The following is an 18,315-nucleotide window of genomic DNA, read 5'->3' as shown; positions in this document are numbered from 1 at the left end:
CCCGATCGGGTCAGCCCGCCAGATGCTCGAACAGCCGTGCAACGGCTTCGGCCCCCGGATCGACATGACCGGTCAGTTGTTCGGCATTGATATAGGCGGCGCGTCCGGCATTGGCTTTGGTCAGGGTGGCGGTGTGATCCGCGCCCTGGCGGGCGGCCTGCGCCGCTGTACCCAGCCCAGTGCCCAGCGCATCCAGCGCCGGCGCCAACGCGTCAACCATCGTCCGGTCGCCAAGGTTCGCGCCGCCGATCTGCTGCATCCGCTCAAGCCCCGCGATCAGCGCATCGCGCATCGGCATGCCGGCCGATGACGCATCCCCCGCCGCAGCAAAAAAGATCGCCAAAAGCACGCCGGACGATCCGCCCATCGTCTGGCTGAGTTCCTGACCAATGGCGCGATAGAGCTGCGTATGATCGGCGAGTGGCAGCGTGTCCATCGCCCCGATCAGCGCCCGCGCCGCCCCGGCCAGCGTCGACCCCGTATCACCATCGCCAGTCTTGGCGTCCAGCGCGTTCAGATCCGCCTCGGCAGTGATCAGCAGTTCGCAGCAATCGGTCAGAAAGGCTTTGGTCGCATCATGCGGCGACGGCATCGCCTTGATCGGGGCCAGTCCGTCGGGCAACGGCAGTACAGTCGGTGGCGTCAGCGCCACGCAACCGGGCCAGCCAGGTGCAGTGGTGGTGGCGGCCAGACTATCGGCGTCACCATCGCCCAGGGCATAGACCGACACCGAAAAGCCGCGCATGTCGAGCGAGGTCATCATCGACGCCGGTCCCACCATCAGATCGACCGACCCGGCTAGCGCGGATTGCGTGATTTCATTCGCCAGCACAGACATTTCCAGCACCGAGACGCCACCAAGGTTGTTCAGCAACACCACATGCCGCCCCTCGGTCATTGTCGCCGCCAGCCGGCCAGCCACAATGGCCATCGCTTGCTGCGCCGACGGAAAGGCGATCTGCTCGACCCCTGCTTCGCCATGAATACCCAGACCCAATTCCGCCTTGCCCGCCGCGATGCGGTGTTCCTTGGGCGAACCGGGAACGGTGCAGGTGTCCAGAGACATGCCAATGCTACGGGTGCCGTTGATCACACGAGTCGCGGCCTTTGCGACCTGTGCCAGATCCGCGCCTTGTTCGGCCAACGCCCCAGCGATCTTGTGCACAAACAGCGTGCCGGCGACGCCGCGCGCCTGGGGCAGATCGGGCAGCGCAATGTCGTCATCGACCACAACCATCTCGACCCGCAGGCCAAAGGCCCGCGCGCGTTCCGCAGCGAGCCCAAAGTTCAGACGGTCGCCGGTGTAATTCTTGACGATCAACAGGCAACCCGCTGATCCCGTGACGGAAAGAATCCCGGCCAGCACCGCATCCACCGACGGCGAGGCAAAGATATCGCCACAAACAGCCGCCGTCAGCATGCCCTTGCCAACAAAACCCGCATGGGCCGGTTCGTGACCCGACCCACCGCCCGACACCAGCGCCACGCGGGATTTGTCCCAGTCGGATCGGACCACGACGCGGATGTGCGGATAGCCGTCCAACCGGGACAATGCCCCGCCCGAGGCAGCGATGGCGCCGTCGATCGCCTCGGTAACCATGTCGTCTTTGCGGTTCATAAAATGTGCCATGTGTCTCTCCCTCACACGAGCCGGTCGCCGGCGGCGTCAAAATAGAATGGGTTGCGTGGCTGGATGCGGACAATATCGCCATCCTCCAGCGTGGTATGCGCGTCTGTGACCGTGATCAGGTCATACGATCTGAACGATAGATGCAGGCGGGTCTGATCTCCCAGATGCTCGACCCGTTTGACAAAGCTTTCCTGCCCATCGCCCTGTCCGATCTGTTCCGGGCGCAGCCCGATGAATTTGGCCCCCGCAGGCGCGTCGCCAAACACATCCGCCGGCAGCACGTTGATCCGAGGCTGACCCAGACGGCTGGCCGCATAGATGCTGACCGGGTTTTCATAGATCTCGCGCGGGGTGCCGAACTGCACCAATTTCCCGTGATCCAGCACACCTACATGCGTGGCCATGGTCATCGCTTCGATCTGGTCGTGCGTCACATAAAGCATCGTCGCGCCCAGATTGGCCTGAATATTCTTCAACTCAACCCGAAGGTCCGAACGCAGCTTGGCATCCAGCGAACTCAGAGGTTCGTCCATAAGGTACACCGAAGGGCTGCGCACCAACGCGCGACCGATGGACACGCGCTGCATTTCACCGCCCGACAGCGCCGTCGCCTTGTTGCCCAGCTTGTGAGAGATTTGCAGCACCTCGGCCACCTCACCGACCTTGCGGTCAATTTCGGCCCTTGGGGTACGCAGGATCGGGGATTTCAGCGGGAATTCCAGATTTTCGCGCACCGTCAGATGCGGGTAAAGCGAATATTGCTGGAAAACCATCGCCACATCGCGCTGTGCTGGTGTCAGCCCCGCCATGGGTCGGCCGCCGATGGACACCGTGCCGCTGTCGGGATTGTCGAGGCCCGAGACCATGCGCAGGGTCGTGGTCTTGCCCGCCCCCGTTGGCCCCAACAGCACCACAAAGGCGCCGTCCGGCACAGTCATGGTGACATCGTCCAGCGCCACATCGGTGCCAAAACGTTTCGAGACATTTGCAAGGATGACTTCAGCCATGTCCCAGCACCTCCTTGTTGGCGATCGAGGTCAGCGCGCGTCCCGTGCGGGCATCAAACACAGTCAATGTGCGCGCATCCAGATCCAGCCCTGTGATGGTGCCGGTGCGGATAACCTCGTGTGATGCGATGCGCGCCTTGACAGCGCCGTGCTGCGTCTTGACCGTGACGATCTGCGTGGTGCCAAGGTATTCGCTGGCCACCACCTCGCCTCGATAGGGCGCGGCGTCGTTCAGGCGCACATGTTCGGGGCGCACACCCAAAGTCAGCGCACCGCTGGCCCCTTCGAGTTGTTGCGGCACAGCAAAGCTGACGCCGCCAAACTGCACCGCGGTCGCGCCCTTGCCCACGGTCCCATCGAAATCGAGAAAATTCATCGGCGGTGAGCCAATGAATTGCGCCACAAACCGCGTCGCAGGCCAGTCATAGATCTGCTGCGGCACGCCGAACTGTTCGACCGATCCATGGTTCATCACCACGATCTTGTCACCCATCTGCATCGCCTCTAGCTGATCGTGGGTGACATAGACTGTGGTTGCGCCCATCCGGTCGTGCAGGGCGCGCAGCTCTTCGGACATATGCTCGCGGAACTCGGCATCCAGCGCACCCAGCGGTTCATCCATAAAGAACGCCTTGGGTTCACGCACAATGGCCCGACCCAGCGCGACACGCTGACGGTCACCGCCCGACAGGCCGCCGACGGGCCGGTTCAGGATATCCTCAATCCCGAGAATCTTGGCCACTTCGGCCACCTTGGCCTTGACCTGCGCGCGGGGCATGCCCTGACTCAACAGCGGATAGCTGATGTTCTTGCCAACATTCAGATGCGGGTAAAGCGCGAACATCTGGAACACAAACGCGATATCGCGTTGGCTGGCGGGCTTCTGGCCCACCTCTTCACCATCAATGTAGATTTGGCCAGAGGTTGGCAGCTCCAGCCCCGCCATCATCCGCAGCGTTGTCGTTTTGCCGCAGCCCGAGGGGCCGAGCAGCATAAAGAATTCGCCATCCTCAACCGTGAAAGTCGAGGATTTGACCGCGTTGAACGACCCGAAATCCTTGCGTACGTTTTCAATTCTGATCTGGGCCATTATGCGATCTCCTGTCCGACACGGAGCAGATTGCCATCCGGATCCCATAGCGCCGCCTCACGCATGCCCCATGGCTTGTCCTCGGCAGGCATGAATTTTGGGAAAGTGCCGTCGCGGGGCAGCCCCAATGTTTCCACTTCGGCCGAAAAGGCATCGACATCAGCGGGCCGCAGATAGGCGCCATGATCGCAGGTGGCCGCTTCATGCGCCGGGTGGGCAAAGAAATGCACCTCGACCGGGTCATGTGTCATCAGCAGGTATTGACCCGTCTGTTTATAGCGCGTTGCGAACCCAAGCCGGGCATAGAATGCCTCGGTCACGTCAAAGTCGCGCGACGGCAGGATCGGACAGATTTGTTCCAGCATCAGGGCTACTCCGGAAAATGGCTGACGATGATGAACATCACCGTGCCGGTCAGGGTGACGAGGAACGACCAGGTGTACATCCACAGCGCAAAAGGCTGCATCAGCATCACCACCCCCAGCGCGATCAGGATTGTGGCGACCATTTCCCACGGGCCACGGCGCAACCGCAGCAGGCCATTGATAAAACTCGTCATTTGCGCACCGCTCCGAATGTGATTCCGCGCAGCAGATGTTTGCGCAGCAGGATGGTGAAGATCATCACCGGCAAGAGGAAGATTGACGCCCCAGCCGCAACAGCGGGCCAGTCCTGACCGCCAACACCGATGATCGTCGGGATGAAGGGTGGTGCCGTCTGCGCCGTGCCGGATGTCAGCAGCACCGCAAAGGCGTATTCATTCCAGGCAAAGATCAGGCAAAAGATCGCGGTCGAGGCGATGCCGGTCGCCGCCTGCGGCAGCACAACCTTGTAGAACGCCTGAAACCGGGTGTAGCCGTCGATCAGCGCCGCCTCTTCGTACTCAATCGGGATCTCGTCGATGAACCCCTTGAGCAGCCAGACCGACAACGACAGGTTTACCGCCGTATAGAGCAGGATCATCCCCGCATGGGTATCGTTCAGCCCTAACTGGCGGAACATCAGAAAGATAGGGATCGCCACGGCAATCGGCGGCATCATCCGGGTGCTGAGGATAAAGAACAGCAGATCATCCTTGAGCGGCACCTTGAACCGGCTAAAGGCATAGGCCGCCGCCGTCCCCAGCACGATACACAAGAAGGTCGAGCCAAAGCCGATGATCACCGAATTCAGGAACCGTTCGCCATAGCGGGACGGCCCGGCGATCACGACACCCGAATCCCGCACGATTTCTTCGTACCAAGTGGCGGGCGGTGGCAAGGCGGCGAACGCCTCTTCTGTGACGCGGGTGCGGGTTGTGAACAGGTTGACGTACCCCTCAAGCGTCGGTTCGAACACCACTTTGGGCGGATAGGCGATGGCGTCCGAGGGGGATTTGAACCCTGTGGCAATGATCCACAGCAGCGGCATGATCGTGATCAGGGCGTAGCCAATGACCAGGATCCCGGCGATCCATTTCTGCCGTTGTGACGGCTCGGTTACTGAAAAGCTCATCTGTCTTTCACCTTGTTGAGGGCTTTGACGTAGATCGAGGCCAGCCCGAACACCGTGACAAAAAGGATGACCGCGTAGGCGCTGGCATAACCGGTGCGCCACTTTTCGAACGCTTCACGTTTGAGGTTGATCGAGGTCAGTTCAGTGATTGATCCCGGACCGCCGCCAGTCAGCTGCACCACAAGATCGAACATCTTGAAATTCTCGATCCCGCGGAACAGCACGGCCAGCATCAGGAACGGCAGCGCCATGGGGATCGTAATCGTCCAGAACTGCCGCCATTTGCTGGCGCGGTCACATTCCGCCGCCTCGTAGATGCTGTCAGGGATGGATCGAAGCCCAGCCAGACAGATCAGCATCACAAACGGCGTCCACATCCAGGTGTCCACGATCACGATGGACCACGGCGCCAGATTGACGTCACCGATCATCGAAAAGCTTGACGGGTCTGCGCCGATCAGGAAACCGACGACATAGTTGAACAGGCCAATCTGCGGTTGATACAGGAAGGTCCAGAAGTTGCCGACAACGGCGGGCGACAACATCATCGGCAGCACGATGATCGTAGTCCACATGTCGTTGCCCTTGAATTTCTTGTTGATCAGGTAGGCCAGCGAAAAGCCGATCAGCACCTGCAACACGATGGTCCAGATCAGGAAATGCGCCGTGGCTTGCATCGACATCCAGATATCCGGGTCGTTCAGCACGCGGGAATAGTTCTTGAGCCCAACCCACTCGACCTCGGCATTGGGGCGATTGACGCGAAAATTGGTAAAGCTAAGCCGGATCGTCCAGATCAGCGGAAAGATATTCACCGCCAGCAGGATCAGAATTGTCGGGCCCACAAATATCCAGGCAATGGCCCGGTCTGACAGGCCCCTGATCCGCCGGGCAACAGGTTCCGGCGTCGCCCGTGCTGCGAGATCTGATGGTGCGTTGGACATCATGCGTCCTCTGATTGATGTGAATGCGCAAAGCACGAGGGCGGCGGCGGCAATGCCGCGCCCTCGTGATTGAACCTTAGCCCGTCAGGGAGGGGACGGGAGGTCAGTTTCGTTTAGTACTTGCCTTCGTCGTCGAACACTTCAATCCAGTCCTCGACCAGACCGTCCATTGCCTCTTGGGCCGTACCATTGCCTGCGATCACATAGTCATGAAAGCGGCGCTGGGAGGCCTGAAGAAGCGAGGCATAGCTGGGTTCGGCCCAGAAATCCTTGACGATGGCCATGGAGTCCAGGAACGTCTGAGCATAGGGCTGGCTGGTGGCAAAACCGGGATCTTCGACCACGGCGCGCAGGGCCGAATAACCGCCCAGCTCCCACCATTTTGCCTGCACCGCAGGCTCTGCGAACCACTTGATATACTCAAGCGCCGCATCAACCGATTCACTGTTGGCGACAACCGAAATGCCCTGCCCGCCGAGCTGCGCATAAGCGTCGCCATCAGGACCAGCCGGGTTCGGGAAATAGCCGGATTTGCCGCCGCCGACATTGGCGTCTGCCTCGATCCCCGGCCAGATGAAGGCAAAGTTCATCTGAAGCGCGACCTGCCCGGATTTATAGGCGTCGATGTTTTCGGACATATAAGCGTTGGACGACCCCGGCGGGGTGCAGCAATCGTAGAGCGACTTGTAGAACTCCAGCCCTGCCACAGCGTTGGGCGCGTTCACAAAGCCGTCGACATCATAGGGCTTGTCCGGGTTTTCATACTGGAAGCCATAGCTATAGAGCACGTCCATCGCGCCCATAGTGATGCCCTCAGAACCACGCTCGGTATAGATCGCGGCACCGTATACCGTGGTGCCGTCAATCTCGCGGCCCTGAAAGAATTCGGCGATCTGCTGAAGTTCGGCAAAGGTCGTCGGAACATCCAGCGCATGACCGTACTTTTCCTGGAACTCGGCCTGAAGCTCGGGGCGTTCGAACCAATCCTTGCGATAGGTCCAGCCGACCACGTCGCCAAACGCAGGCAGCGCCCAGTAGTTCGGCGTGCCTTTGGGCCATTCGGAATAGCCCGCAACGGTCGCCGGGATGAAATCGTCCATAGTGATGCCGTTGGCATCAAAAAAGTCGTTCATCTTGAGGTACTGACCGCTTTCGGCCGCGCCACCGATCCACTGGCTGTCACCGATCATCAGGTCGCACAATTTGCCTCCCGAATTCAGTTCGTTCAGCATCCGGTCGGCGAAATTGGGCCACGGCACAAACTCAAAGCTCATGTTGTGACCGGACTGCGCTTCGAACTCCTTGCTTAGCTCAACCAGCGCATTCGCGGGATCCCATGCGGCCCAGCATAGCGTCAGATCATCCGCCTGCGCCGTTGTCGCCGCGACAGTCATCAATGCGCCCACACAGGCCGTTGTCAATAATTTGGAATTCATTTTTTTACCCTCCCCTGGATAGCGACGGCTGGGACCTCCTCGCCCCGACTCGTCTGTGTTTATATTGGTATTGAGACACGTGCCTCAAAACAAGTAAAAAATGATGCACGTGCCTCATAGTGTGCTATGAACCCTGACGCATAGTGGAAAATACCCGAGTCAGAATGCCCCCAGAACACGCCCAAGATACTGATAAAACGCCCGAACTTCCTGAGAGGGATGATCGGTCCACCATGTTGCGTCCAACGACGAAAGATCTTGCAAAGGTGGCAGGCGTCAGTCGTGCCACCGTGGATCGCGTGCTGAATGGCCGCGAGGGCGTCAAGCAAAAGACCGTCGACCGGGTCAATGCGGCGATCGAACAATTGGGTTTTGTGCGCAATATTTCGGCAGCGAATCTGGCCAAGGGCAAGACCTACCGCTTTCTCTTTGTGCTGCCTAAATCCGGGGATTTGTTCCTGACCGAGATCCTGCGCCATATAGAAGAGGCCGAGACCGCGTTTGCCGCCGACATGGTTTGGGCCGATGTGCACCATGTGGACGAGAATGATCCGCACCGCATCGCCAGTTTTTTGTCCGGCCTCTCATCCGTGGATTACGACGGCGTGGCCATTATGGCGCCCGAAACACCGCAGGTGCGCGACGCCATGCTGCGACTGCAGGAACGCGGCATCCGGGCGCTGCCCTTTATCTCGAACCAGACGCTGACCGGGGATCACTGGGTCGGGATCGACAATCATGCGGCCGGAGCCACTGCGGCCACCCTTCTGGGTCGGTTTATCCATGCCACGGCCGGCCGATTGCTGGTCGTCGCCGAGAGCATGCAACTGCGCGACAGCCTGGAACGACGGCTTGGCTTTGACGCCGTGATTAACGCGTCGTTTCCGCATCTGTGCAACCTGCCGTCGCTGGAAACATACGGCTCTGCGGACCGGGCCCACGACATCATTTCCGAGACGTTCGCCCGCAACCCCGATATCGTCGGCGCGTATATCCTGTCTTCTGAGGCCCGGGTGCCATTGGCCGTGCTGCAGGATCTGTCCAAGCCCCGACACGTGGTGACAATCGCGCACGAACGCACACCGTTTACCGAGCAAGCGCTGCGCGACGGGACGCTGGACGCGCTGGTGACACAAGACCCCGGCCATCTTGTACGCAGCGCCATTCGCAAGCTTCGGGCTATGGCAGATATGCGCAATACGCTGAAATCGCAAGAAAAGATCCGGGTCGAGGTGCTATTGGCCGCCAATCTGTGATTTGCAGCGCCTAGCCTCCACTGTAACAGACGCCAACCGACTGCGCGTCGGGATAGACGTCCGGCTTTTTCGAACAGACGGTCGCACTGATGACGCCCTCAAGCGCCAGAATGAACCCGTGCGTAGTCACAATCAGCTCTTCCTGCGTGTCGATGTGGCGACCGCTAAAACCACGCAGGAAATCCGCGATCCGGTCATAATCAAAGAACCCACCATCGCGGAAATCGCCAATCTCGACGCCAATTTCAACTGTTACAAGCACCCGTTGCATCGTGTCGCGTTCAAAATCGTGGATGCCCAGATACATCTCAATACACAGCTCTTCGAGCTGGATCGTAAACTTAGCCATCCAGCAGTCCCTCCTTGACCAGATAGGCGACATCGCGGTCCAGTTTCAGCAGCGATTGCCCGCCGTCGATGGTGATCACCTGACCATTGCTGCTTTTGGCGTTCCACAGATAAACGGCGGCATCCGCCAAATCCGAGGGAAAGACCCGACGCCCTAGCGGGTTCACCCGCGCGCTTTTCTCAAAATTTGCCTGATTTTGTTTGCCACTGATCAACGTGATGCTGGGCGCAATGCCGCACACCCGTGGCGCCCCGTCGAATCGCATAGCGAGCATTTCCGTCGCCGTCAGCAGCGCCGCCTTGCTGAGGGTATAGGTGAAGAAATCCGGGTTGATCGCAAACACCTTATTATCCAGCATGTTGAGGATCAGACAATCCCCGACCGCCATGTCCTGCGTCGCGGTCAGTTCCGCCAGATAGACCGGCGCCTTGAGATTGACCGCCAGATGCGCATCAAACTGCGCCTCTTCGACCCCAAAGATATCGTCCCCCCGGAACATCGACGCATTGTTGAGGCATAGGTCGATCCGCCCCAACCAGTCCTGCGCCGCAGCAAACACCGCCGACACATCCGCGCGGCGGGACAGGTCGCCCTGCACCAGACGGCAAACCTCGCCTCCAGCGTTTAGTTCGTCGCGCAATGCCTCTGCCTCGCTCTGCGAGGATTGATAATGCACCATGACGCGAAACCCTTCGCGGACAAAGCGGCGTGCCATCTCGGCACCGATCCGTTTGGCCCCGCCAGTGATCAGGATGCCGGGCGTCGTCGTTTTTTTGGTTTCCACTGTTCCTGCAACCCTATTCAAAGATTTCCGGGCATTCCTGCATGAACGCCCGGATCATGAACATCAAATCCTGCGCAAAAAACACCCGTTCAGATGGGTTCCAGACCGTATCATAGGATACACCCGTCGACGCCACGACCACCACATAGTCCTGGCCATCAACCGTTCGAGACAAAAATTCGCTGTTAAAGGCATAGGCAATGGTCGAACGGTCCTCGCCTGTGCTGTGCTCGCGGGCCTGTAGCGCCTCGATGGCGAGTGAATGCGAAAATTTGCCGCGTAGAAAGTCGCCATAGCAGCCATCGAACTGTTCACCCGCCATAAGCTGATCCAGATGGCTGCGCAGGAAGGCCACGTTGATATTGGCGCGCTTGACGTTCAATTCGACCCGCAGGTTCAGCGTCAGGTAAGCGTCATTGTTCGGCACTTTGAGGATGTAATCCGCGCAACACCGGCCCCGCGACATGAACAAAGACACCTGCGCCAATTCCCGCTGCGCCGTCATCGGCGGGCGGGAATGGGATCGAAAATCGGCAAAGCGGCGGGTTTCCTCGGGGATGAATTGCAGATGGTAAGGGATTGTCCGCACGAGCATCTTTTCCGTGCGTCTGATGATCGACCGTTCGCCAAACGACGCACCGGCGATCACGATCGCAACCAGCAAGATCGGAAAGCCAACGCCAAGCAGCTGCGTGCCAGCCGCGAACCAGTCCGGCTTGTCGCCCGCAATCAGTCCGCCATGCAAAAGGTATCCAGCCAACCCGACATAAACAAGAACCAGCACCGCCACCAGAATTCGTATCCACCACGGGATAAAGATCATCTGCACCTGATTGGATATATTCATGCCTGCACCCTTGCCTCAATCGCTTTGGCAGCAAAGACACCGTCCGACAGGGCGGTGGTCACGCAAGGATAGGGGCGGTCGTTCAAATCACCAATGGCAAAGCACCCCGGCAGGCTCGTCTCCATCGCGGCATCGACGGTCACATGCCCGATTGCGTCTTTTTGCAGGGTAAACCCCAAGTCAGGCAGGACCGGCGTCCAGCCATAACAAATCACCATCAGGTCGCAATCAAAGCGTTGATCCGCAGCCACGACCTGTCCCTCGGACACTTCATAGCCGCCGCTGTGAATACGGTCCGGCGGAATTTTCGACCACAGCGGCCCGCGTGCGCGCACGGTACGGGCAAAGACGCGGATATCGGACGCGCCTTTGGACTGCACAATGTCATACGCCTCGCCGGCGGCATCACCGCCGCCCAGAATGGCGACGCGACGCCCCGCGCTTTCGGCGTGGAACACCCCGACCAGCCCAACTGCCGTATCACGCAGGGTCGCCAGCCCGCCGGTGCGTTCGCGGGTGCCGGTGGCCAGCACGACATGGCGGCAAAGCTGCAGACCTTCGTTGGTTCGCACCTCGAACAGGCCGTCCCTAGCCCTTTGCGACACATTCAGACATTCGGCGCGCTGGATACTACAATCCTGTGCGATCAGATTATTCTCGATGTTGCGCGCAACGGAATGTGCTGCGGTGGTGGCTTGCACCACTGAAAGCCAGGAATTGGTATAGGGTGAACGGGCCTGAAGCCCGCCGATGCGGATCGGTTCGATCAGTGTCGATCGCACCCCCAGTTTGCGCAGCCAAAGCGCGCATTGCGCCCCTGCCGGCCCTCCGCCAATCACCAATGCATCGAAAATATCCGCCACCTGCCACCTCTGCCGAACCGCACGCCGGGATTCTGGCGCGGCGCTGACAGCACAGAGCCGAACGCCATACCCCGACAGGTCTACTATTACGGTTCCGGCAACGAGATCAAACACGCTACCCGCAAATCCGTCGGGCTTTGCCACCAAAAGTTCCGTTGCGTCACCCCGTAGCATGGCGACAAATATGTCATTTCCGAAAAACTGAACTGTTGAGTTTAGAAATTCGGGTGTTAGATAGGCGTGCCAGGCGATGCGTATGCGCGCCCGGCACGGCGCGAGCCAGAAATGAAACACCTGATCCCATGAGGTCGCCGATGATCCGTGTCCTTTGTTTGCTGTCCGCCCTGCTTTTGACACCCGCGGTTCAGGCCGACGCCCCCCTGTTGGTCAACGTGGTCAGCGCCCGCAGCGTGTCCGACACCCGCACCGACACCCTTGTCGGTGAGATCGTGGCCCGCAACACGCTGATCGCGTCCTTTCCGACTGGTGGCCGCATCGCCAGCGTCGAAGTCGAAGAAGGCGACAACGTCGAGGCAGGCACGGTGCTGGCGCGGATGGAATCGGTCCAGCAACAGCAATCCCTGCGCGCGGCCGAGGCCGGTGTTGCCACCGCCACAGCAGATTTTCATCAGGCTCAGGCCGATCTGGAACGTCAGTCCGCCCTGCTCGAACGCGGTGCCACGACCCGCATCGCCCGCGACACCGCCGAGGATGCGGTCGCCATCTCCGAAGGGACGCAGGCGCAGGCGCAGGCGGTTTTGGATCAGGCTCAGAAGGCGATGAACGACACCGTGCTGCTCGCCCCCGAGGCCGGGTCGATCACAGACCGCATGGTCGAGCCGGGACAGGTTGTCGGCGCGGCGCAACCGGTATTAGAACTGGCCTTGGGTACAGAACTTGACGCACTGTTCGATGTGCCCGAGACGATGCTGACCTCACATGTCAAACCCGACTCGCTCCGGCTTGCGCTGCTCAATGCGCCCGAGACCGAGTTTTCCGGCGATGTGCGCGAGGTGTCGCCCCTGGTAGATGCCACAACCGGCACCGTCGAGGTGACAATATCCGCGACCGGCGCGCCCGCATGGACCAGCTATGGCGATGCAGTGCGCGGCACCGTGCAGCGACAGGTTGACGACCATATCGTGCTGCCGTTTGCCGCCATGTCGGCCACACGCGATGGCCCGGCGGTATGGGTGGTGGACCCTGCAAATGGTACCGTTTCCCTACGCCAGATCACCATCGACCGGTTCGAGACGGAACGCATCATTGTCCGCGACGGCCTGGACGAAGGCACGTTGATTGTCACAGATGGCGCGCAACTGATGTACCCCGGACGCCCAGTTATCTTTGAGGAACCCGCGAAATGAGGAGTCTTCACGCCGCATTCTGGCTGCTGACCACACTGCCCGCCCTGCCAGCTTTGGCCGAGGACAGGCCCGCCGGTCTGCCGGTTCTGGATCAACCCCGCCCGGTCATTTCTGAAATCATCAGCTTGGCCGTCCGCGACAGGGCCAGCTTTGTCGGCACAGTCGCGGCCCGGACGGAAACCGACCTTGGGTTTCCTGTGATCGGCACGCTGGCCTCGCGACCCGTCGACACCGGGCAGCGTGTGGCGCGCGGGGAAACCATCGCCCAGCTCGACCCCGAGGATCTGGAGGCAGACGTTCGCGCCGCCGAAGCGGGTGTCGCCGTGGCCACTGCGAACCTGCGATCCGCCAGCGACGCGCAGAGCCGCGCGGCACAACTGGCCGGTCGGGGTGTCGATGCCGAAACCCGGCTCGAGGATTCCAACCGTGCGCTTGCTGCGGCACAGGCGCGGCTGGATCAGGCGCAGGCATCGCTGGCCAGCGCGCAGGAAATCCGCAGCTATGCCACCCTGCGTGCGCCGCAGGACGGGATTATCACGCAGGTACGTTTTGAACCGGGCGCCACGGTTGCAGCCGGCGACACCATCGTCACCCTTGCCGCGAGCGAGGGGCGCGAGGTTGTCATCGACCTGAGCGAACAGGACGTGGCTAGTCTGGAAGTCGGGGCCACCTTTGACGCCGTGCTGCTCTCCAGCCCGGCTGTTGCGGCCAAGGCGACGCTGACCCGAATAGATCCGGTGGCCGAACGCACCACACGTACACGCCGCTTGCATCTGGCACTGGCGGACGATGCGCCTGCGGGCTTTCGGCTGGGCTCGCTCGCCGGGGTGACGCCGGACTACTCTACGGATGCGGTGTTCAGCCTGCCATCATCTGCCATCATCGACCCCGGTGATGCTGACAATCCACCGCAAGTCTGGCTGGTGGATCGCAGCAACGACACGGTACAGCGGCGGTCCGTCGCCTTGGGCGAAGTGTTCGGCACACGCACCCGCGTGAGCGAAGGTCTGAAAGTCGGGGACGAAGTTGTCCTCAAGGGAATTCACAGTCTGAAGGACGGGCAAATCGTCGGCCCGCGCGTGTCACTGCCATGAAGCGTTTCAACATGTCGGACTGGGCGCTTCAGCACCGGTCATTTGTCTGGTTTCTGATGATCGTCTCGATCCTTGCGGGCACATTGTCCTACATTAGCATCGGTCGTGAAGAAGATCCTGATTTCTCGATCAAAACCATGGTGGTGCAGGCCGCCCTGCCCGGTGCATCGACCGCCGAAACGCTGAGTCAGGTCACTGACCGCATCGAAAAAAAGCTAGAGGATATCGAAGAGCTGGATTTCACCCGCTCAATCACCGCGCCGGGTGTGGCCATCGTCTATATCGAACTTCTGGCATCGACAAAGCCCGGCGAACTGCCCCGCATCTGGCAACTTGTGCGCAATTCTCTGACCGATATTCAGGGCGAATTCCCGTCAGAATTCGCCGGATTTCAGTTCAACGACACCTTTGGCGATGTGTTTGGCAATATCTTCGCCTTTACGTCAGACGGCTTTAGTCCGCGCGAAGTGCGCGACTATGTTGAGCGTGTGCGCCGATCCGTGCAAGCGCTGGATGATTCCGGAAAGGTCGAGATTTTTGGCGTCCGGGACGAGACGATTTACCTCGAATTCTCGTCCGACCGGTTGGCCGCGCTGGGCCTGAACCAGCAGGCAGTATTGGGCACGTTGCAGGCGCAGAACGCAATCATCCCGTCAGGCGTGATCGACGCCGGTCCCGAACAGGTACTTGTGCGGGTCGGTGGCCAGTTCGAGGACACCCAGAGCCTTGAGGATATCAACCTGCGGGTGGGCGAACGCTTTTTCCGCCTGACCGACGTCGCCGAAATCCGCCGCGCCTATGCAGACCCACCATCCGAGATTTTCCGCTTTCAGGGCCAAGAGGCGGTGGGCCTCTCGGTCGGAATGCGCAAGGGTGCCAACATCATCAACTTTGGTGAGGAGTTGACCGCCACCATCGCGCAGGCGCAGGCCGATCTGCCGGTGGGGATTCAGATCCATCAGGTCGCCGACCAGCCGCATGTGGTGGACGAGGCCGTCGGCCATTTCATTCAGGCGCTGGTTGAGGCAGTGCTGATCGTGCTCGCCGTCAGCTTTGTCAGCCTTGGCGTCCGCGCCGGGCTGGTGGTGACGATCACCATCCCGCTGGTGCTGGCGATCACCTTTGTCATCATCGACTATTACGGCATCACCCTGCAGCGGATTTCGCTGGGTGCGCTGATCATCGCGCTGGGTCTGCTGGTGGACGATGCGATGATCGCCATCGAGACGATGATTTCGCAACTTGAAAAAGGCGCGTCTCTGGTCAAGGCCGCGTCCTATGCCTGGACCTCGATTGCCGCTCCGATGCTGACTGGTACGTTGATCACGGTTGCAGGTTTCATTCCCATCGGGCTGAACACCTCGGCCGCCGGGGAATTCACCTTTTCGCTGTTTGTGGTGATTGCGGTATCGTTGCTGGTGTCGTGGATTGTCGCAGTGCTGTTTGCCCCATTGCTGGGTGTGACGCTCCTGCCCGCCAAGATGAAGGCGCATCACGAGGGGCCGGGCCGAATCCGGCGGATGTTCCACGGGATCCTGCGCGGCGCGATGCGGTTCCGCTGGCTGACGATCATCGCGACCATCGCGGTGTTTGGCGGCGCGATCTTTGGCATGCGCTTTGTCGAGAACCAGTTTTTCCCCTCATCCGACCGGCCCGAACTTCTGGTCGATTTCACCCTGCCCCACAATGCCGCCATCTCTGCCACCGAAGCAGAAATGGACCGGATGGAGGAACATCTGCACGACAATGAAAACGTGTCGTTCTGGACCTCATATGTCGGCCGGGGCGCGCCCCGGTTCCTGCTGTCGTTTGACACGCTGACGCCGGGATCGAACACCGGGCAAATCGTGATCCAGACCCCGTCAATCGAGGCCCGCAATGCCCTGCGCGCGCAGTTGCGAGCGGCCGCAGCCACCGATTTCCCCGGCGTCGACATCTATGTCAAACTGCTGGAAATCGGGCCACCAGTGGGACGTCCGGTACAATATCGCCTAAGCGGCACGGATATCGAAACAGTGCGCGATACCGCCCGCGATCTGGCCGCACTGATGGCAACCGACGACCGGCTGACCAGCATCGTGATGGACTGGAATGAACCGGCACGGGTGATCCGGGTCAACATCCTTCAGGACAAGGCGCGGCAGCTGGGTATCTCGGCTTCGGATATCGCAGGTGCGCTGAACGCGATCTACGACGGGACAACCGTGACACAGCTGCGCGATGCGACCTATCTGGTCGATATCGTAACGCGTGGCGCGGTGCAGGACCGCACCTCGGTTGAGGCGTTGGGAAATTTGCAACTGAACGCCACCGGCGGGGCAGTGATCCCGCTGCGGGCGGTTGCGACCTTTGAATACGGCACCGAACAGCCAGTGATCCATCAGCGCGACCGGATGCCAACGATCACCGTCAAAGGGGCCATCACCACCTCTGATCAGCCGGACACCATTGTGGCGGCGCTGACGGACAAGATTGCCGCTTTCCGCGACGATCTGCCGTTCGGCTATTCGGTCGTCGTTGGTGGGTCGGTGGAATCGAGCGCCGACAGTCAAGGCCCGATTGCCGCTGTGGTGCCGCTGATGATGCTGATCATGGTGACGTTGATCATGGTGCAGATGCAGGGTTTCCGGCTGACTTTTGTGGTGCTCTGCGTGGCACCGCTGGGTCTGATCGGGGTGGTGGCGGCGCTTGTGCCCTCCGGGGCGCCGCTGGGCTTTGTCGCTATTCTGGGCGTGCTGGCGCTGGTCGGCATCCTGATCCGCAACTCGATCATTCTGGTCCACGAGATCGAAGAGCTACGCCGCGCCGGGCGGACCGCCTGGGACGCGGTGTTCGAGGCGTCCGACAGCCGCGCCCGGCCGATCCTGCTGACGGCGGCAGCGGCAAGTCTGGCGCTGATCCCGATATCGCGGCAAATCTTCTGGGGGCCGATGGCCTTTGCCATGATGGGTGGGATCATCGCCGGCACGGTGATCACACTGGTGTTTGTCCCGGCGCTGTATCTGGCCGTCTTTCGGGTCGAACGCCCCGTGCCCGCCCAATAACATCTTGCGCCGGATAGCGTGACTGGCCTGCCCCGCAAGAGCTGCTAATCTGCTGTGGGGCGGAACAGGCACCAACAGGATACCACGACAATGGCGGCCAGACTTCTGAGAGCAATGTTAAAAGTGGCAGTGCTGGGATTGCTTGGCCTGTCTTTGGTTGCCTGCGCGATGATCCTTGCCAACTCTGGTCAGTCGCAGATCCCACCCAAGCCACCCGGCAGCCTGCGTTTGGCCAGCTATAACGTGCATTACATCCTTCTAAATCAGGGCACCGGCCCGTGGTCCCTTGGCGATTGGGACCGACGCAAAGCGCCGCTGGATGCAGCGGTCAAGGCGGTGGATGCCGACGTGATTGCCTTTCAGGAGATGGAGAGTTTTTCCCGCGGCGACGATGGTGGCGTCAACCTGACACTGGACTATCTTCTCGCGCAGAACCCCGAATATCGCGCAGCTGCCGTGGGCGACTGGCGCGATTTCCCCGCGACCCAACCAATTCTATATCGCCGTGACAGTTTGCGGCTGTTGGATCAGGGCTGGTTCTTTTTCTCGGACACTCCGGACGTGATCTATTCACGAACGTTCAACGGATCATACCCGGCCTTCGCCTCGTGGGCGGAATTTCAGCCGCAGGACGGCAGCAAACCGTTTCGCGTCTACAACGTGCATTTCGAATACAAAAGCGGATCAAACCGCCGCCTGTCCGCTGCCTTAGTCCGCGACCGGATAGCCCCCGTGATCGCAGGAGGCACGCCCGCGTTTCTGGCAGGAGACATCAACGCGCGGCACGGATCAGCCACGATGGACCTGCTCACAGAGGCGGGGCTGCGCTTTGCTCCGGTTGACGGTGCCACCTATCATTTCAATCGCGGCATCAACCTATTTGGCGCGATTGACCATCTGGGCGCGACGCCGGATCTGATGCCGCTTGGCCCCCCGGTCGTGCTCCGGCAAAAGTTTCTGGGTGAATGGCCCACGGATCATTACCCGGTCCTTGCCGATTTCGCCTTGCCGCGTTGACGCGCGCCCCTGACGGCCGCCAGCCCATGTGAGATGTCATTTTTCGCGCGACAGTCCGGGTCCGGTGCAATATGCGGTTCCACAATCGCGCGA

General features: G+C 60.5%; 17 protein-coding genes. 5 read left to right on the top strand and 12 right to left on the bottom strand.

What is annotated here, in order from left to right; translation table 11 throughout:
* Window positions 1-10: 10 nt before the first annotated feature.
* From IMCC21224_RS02275 to IMCC21224_RS02240, 8 genes are all read right to left on the bottom strand, one after another.
* Window positions 11-1,630 (bottom strand): dihydroxyacetone kinase subunit DhaK, encoded by a 1,620-nt coding sequence (locus tag IMCC21224_RS02275; protein ID WP_047993970.1) that lies wholly within the window; start codon window positions 1,628-1,630, stop codon window positions 11-13.
* Window positions 1,631-1,641: 11 nt separating this feature from the next.
* Complete coding sequence (locus IMCC21224_RS02270) at window positions 1,642-2,637, bottom strand: ABC transporter ATP-binding protein (RefSeq protein ID WP_047993969.1); 996 nt, start codon at window positions 2,635-2,637, stop codon at window positions 1,642-1,644.
* Window positions 2,630-3,727 carry an ABC transporter ATP-binding protein gene (locus tag IMCC21224_RS02265; RefSeq protein ID WP_047993968.1) on the bottom strand — a complete coding sequence of 366 codons (1,098 nt, stop codon included), beginning with the start codon at window positions 3,725-3,727 and terminating at the stop codon, window positions 2,630-2,632. Before IMCC21224_RS02265 ends, IMCC21224_RS02270 begins: the two co-directional genes overlap by 8 nt.
* The gene (locus tag IMCC21224_RS02260; protein ID WP_047993967.1) at window positions 3,727-4,092 is read right to left on the bottom strand and encodes a VOC family protein; all 366 of its coding nucleotides are present in this window, start codon (window positions 4,090-4,092) and stop codon (window positions 3,727-3,729) included. Before IMCC21224_RS02260 ends, IMCC21224_RS02265 begins: the two co-directional genes overlap by 1 nt.
* Window positions 4,093-4,097: 5 nt before the next feature.
* Window positions 4,098-4,286 (bottom strand): hypothetical protein, encoded by a 189-nt coding sequence (locus tag IMCC21224_RS02255; protein WP_047993966.1) that lies wholly within the window; start codon window positions 4,284-4,286, stop codon window positions 4,098-4,100.
* Entirely contained in the window at window positions 4,283-5,221 is a 939-nt protein-coding gene (locus IMCC21224_RS02250; protein WP_047993965.1) for a carbohydrate ABC transporter permease, read from the bottom strand. The genes IMCC21224_RS02255 and IMCC21224_RS02250 overlap by 4 nt, the downstream gene beginning before the upstream one ends.
* Window positions 5,218-6,165, bottom strand: a complete 948-nt coding sequence (locus IMCC21224_RS02245; RefSeq protein WP_047996805.1) for a carbohydrate ABC transporter permease — start codon at window positions 6,163-6,165, stop codon at window positions 5,218-5,220. The genes IMCC21224_RS02250 and IMCC21224_RS02245 overlap by 4 nt, the downstream gene beginning before the upstream one ends.
* 113 nt (window positions 6,166-6,278) lie before the next feature.
* Window positions 6,279-7,601 carry an ABC transporter substrate-binding protein gene (locus IMCC21224_RS02240; RefSeq protein WP_047993964.1) on the bottom strand — a complete coding sequence of 441 codons (1,323 nt, stop codon included), beginning with the start codon at window positions 7,599-7,601 and terminating at the stop codon, window positions 6,279-6,281.
* A gap of 233 nt (window positions 7,602-7,834) precedes the next feature.
* Here IMCC21224_RS02240 and IMCC21224_RS02235 point away from each other — a divergent pair, with 233 nt between their 5' ends.
* Window positions 7,835-8,857, top strand: coding sequence for a LacI family DNA-binding transcriptional regulator (locus IMCC21224_RS02235; RefSeq protein ID WP_231581995.1), 1,023 nt, complete (start codon window positions 7,835-7,837; stop codon window positions 8,855-8,857).
* 10 nt (window positions 8,858-8,867) lie between these two features.
* Here IMCC21224_RS02235 and IMCC21224_RS26345 read toward each other — a convergent pair whose 3' ends face one another.
* Genes IMCC21224_RS26345 through IMCC21224_RS02215 form a run of 4 tightly spaced genes read right to left on the bottom strand, consistent with a single transcriptional unit; the run spans window position 8,868 to window position 11,844 of the window.
* Entirely contained in the window at window positions 8,868-9,206 is a 339-nt protein-coding gene (locus IMCC21224_RS26345; protein WP_053078871.1) for a dihydroneopterin aldolase, read from the bottom strand.
* Window positions 9,199-9,990 carry an SDR family oxidoreductase gene (locus IMCC21224_RS02225; protein WP_053078870.1) on the bottom strand — a complete coding sequence of 264 codons (792 nt, stop codon included), beginning with the start codon at window positions 9,988-9,990 and terminating at the stop codon, window positions 9,199-9,201. Before IMCC21224_RS02225 ends, IMCC21224_RS26345 begins: the two co-directional genes overlap by 8 nt.
* A 13-nt stretch (window positions 9,991-10,003) precedes the next feature.
* A complete protein-coding gene (locus IMCC21224_RS02220; protein ID WP_047993963.1) occupies window positions 10,004-10,837 on the bottom strand; it encodes a hypothetical protein in 834 nt (277 codons plus the stop codon).
* Window positions 10,834-11,844 carry an NAD(P)/FAD-dependent oxidoreductase gene (locus IMCC21224_RS02215; protein WP_197089157.1) on the bottom strand — a complete coding sequence of 337 codons (1,011 nt, stop codon included), beginning with the start codon at window positions 11,842-11,844 and terminating at the stop codon, window positions 10,834-10,836. The genes IMCC21224_RS02220 and IMCC21224_RS02215 overlap by 4 nt, the downstream gene beginning before the upstream one ends.
* Before the next feature lie 170 nt (window positions 11,845-12,014).
* Between IMCC21224_RS02215 and IMCC21224_RS02210 the strand changes: the two genes are divergently transcribed.
* The 4 genes from IMCC21224_RS02210 to IMCC21224_RS02195 all read left to right on the top strand — a co-directional run bounded on the left by IMCC21224_RS02210 (window position 12,015) and on the right by IMCC21224_RS02195 (window position 18,222).
* Complete coding sequence (locus tag IMCC21224_RS02210; protein WP_197089156.1) at window positions 12,015-13,067, top strand: efflux RND transporter periplasmic adaptor subunit; 1,053 nt, start codon at window positions 12,015-12,017, stop codon at window positions 13,065-13,067.
* On the top strand, window positions 13,064-14,161 hold the full coding sequence (locus IMCC21224_RS02205) for an efflux RND transporter periplasmic adaptor subunit (protein WP_053078868.1): 1,098 nt from the start codon (window positions 13,064-13,066) through the stop codon (window positions 14,159-14,161). Before IMCC21224_RS02210 ends, IMCC21224_RS02205 begins: the two co-directional genes overlap by 4 nt.
* Window positions 14,158-17,205, top strand: coding sequence for an efflux RND transporter permease subunit (locus tag IMCC21224_RS02200; protein ID WP_047993961.1), 3,048 nt, complete (start codon window positions 14,158-14,160; stop codon window positions 17,203-17,205). The genes IMCC21224_RS02205 and IMCC21224_RS02200 overlap by 4 nt, the downstream gene beginning before the upstream one ends.
* Before the next feature lie 90 nt (window positions 17,206-17,295).
* Entirely contained in the window at window positions 17,296-18,222 is a 927-nt protein-coding gene (locus IMCC21224_RS02195) for an endonuclease/exonuclease/phosphatase family protein (protein ID WP_047993960.1), read from the top strand.
* Window positions 18,223-18,315 lie beyond the last annotated feature (93 nt).

Origin of the sequence: Puniceibacterium sp. IMCC21224 (assembly GCF_001038505.1) — a bacterium.
Lineage (GTDB): Bacteria > Pseudomonadota > Alphaproteobacteria > Rhodobacterales > Rhodobacteraceae > Puniceibacterium.
This window is presented reverse-complemented; position numbering and strand designations above follow the sequence as displayed.

Excerpts from the sequence above, each read along its gene's own strand:
- IMCC21224_RS02275 (WP_047993970.1), bottom strand. The coding sequence starts at position 1,630 with ATGGCACATTTTATGAACCGCAAAGACGACATGGTTACCGAGGCGATC.
- IMCC21224_RS02270 (WP_047993969.1), bottom strand. The coding sequence starts at position 2,637 with ATGGCTGAAGTCATCCTTGCAAATGTCTCGAAACGTTTTGGCACCGAT.
- IMCC21224_RS02265 (WP_047993968.1), bottom strand. The coding sequence starts at position 3,727 with ATGGCCCAGATCAGAATTGAAAACGTACGCAAGGATTTCGGGTCGTTC.
- IMCC21224_RS02260 (WP_047993967.1), bottom strand. The coding sequence starts at position 4,092 with ATGCTGGAACAAATCTGTCCGATCCTGCCGTCGCGCGACTTTGACGTG.
- IMCC21224_RS02255 (WP_047993966.1), bottom strand. The coding sequence starts at position 4,286 with ATGACGAGTTTTATCAATGGCCTGCTGCGGTTGCGCCGTGGCCCGTGG.
- IMCC21224_RS02250 (WP_047993965.1), bottom strand. The coding sequence starts at position 5,221 with ATGAGCTTTTCAGTAACCGAGCCGTCACAACGGCAGAAATGGATCGCC.
- IMCC21224_RS02245 (WP_047996805.1), bottom strand. The coding sequence starts at position 6,165 with ATGTCCAACGCACCATCAGATCTCGCAGCACGGGCGACGCCGGAACCT.
- IMCC21224_RS02240 (WP_047993964.1), bottom strand. The coding sequence starts at position 7,601 with ATGAATTCCAAATTATTGACAACGGCCTGTGTGGGCGCATTGATGACT.
- IMCC21224_RS02235 (WP_231581995.1), top strand. The coding sequence starts at position 7,835 with ATGTTGCGTCCAACGACGAAAGATCTTGCAAAGGTGGCAGGCGTCAGT.
- IMCC21224_RS26345 (WP_053078871.1), bottom strand. The coding sequence starts at position 9,206 with ATGGCTAAGTTTACGATCCAGCTCGAAGAGCTGTGTATTGAGATGTAT.
- IMCC21224_RS02220 (WP_047993963.1), bottom strand. The coding sequence starts at position 10,837 with ATGAATATATCCAATCAGGTGCAGATGATCTTTATCCCGTGGTGGATA.
- IMCC21224_RS02210 (WP_197089156.1), top strand. The coding sequence starts at position 12,015 with ATGATCCGTGTCCTTTGTTTGCTGTCCGCCCTGCTTTTGACACCCGCG.
- IMCC21224_RS02205 (WP_053078868.1), top strand. The coding sequence starts at position 13,064 with ATGAGGAGTCTTCACGCCGCATTCTGGCTGCTGACCACACTGCCCGCC.
- IMCC21224_RS02200 (WP_047993961.1), top strand. The coding sequence starts at position 14,158 with ATGAAGCGTTTCAACATGTCGGACTGGGCGCTTCAGCACCGGTCATTT.
- IMCC21224_RS02195 (WP_047993960.1), top strand. The coding sequence starts at position 17,296 with ATGGCGGCCAGACTTCTGAGAGCAATGTTAAAAGTGGCAGTGCTGGGA.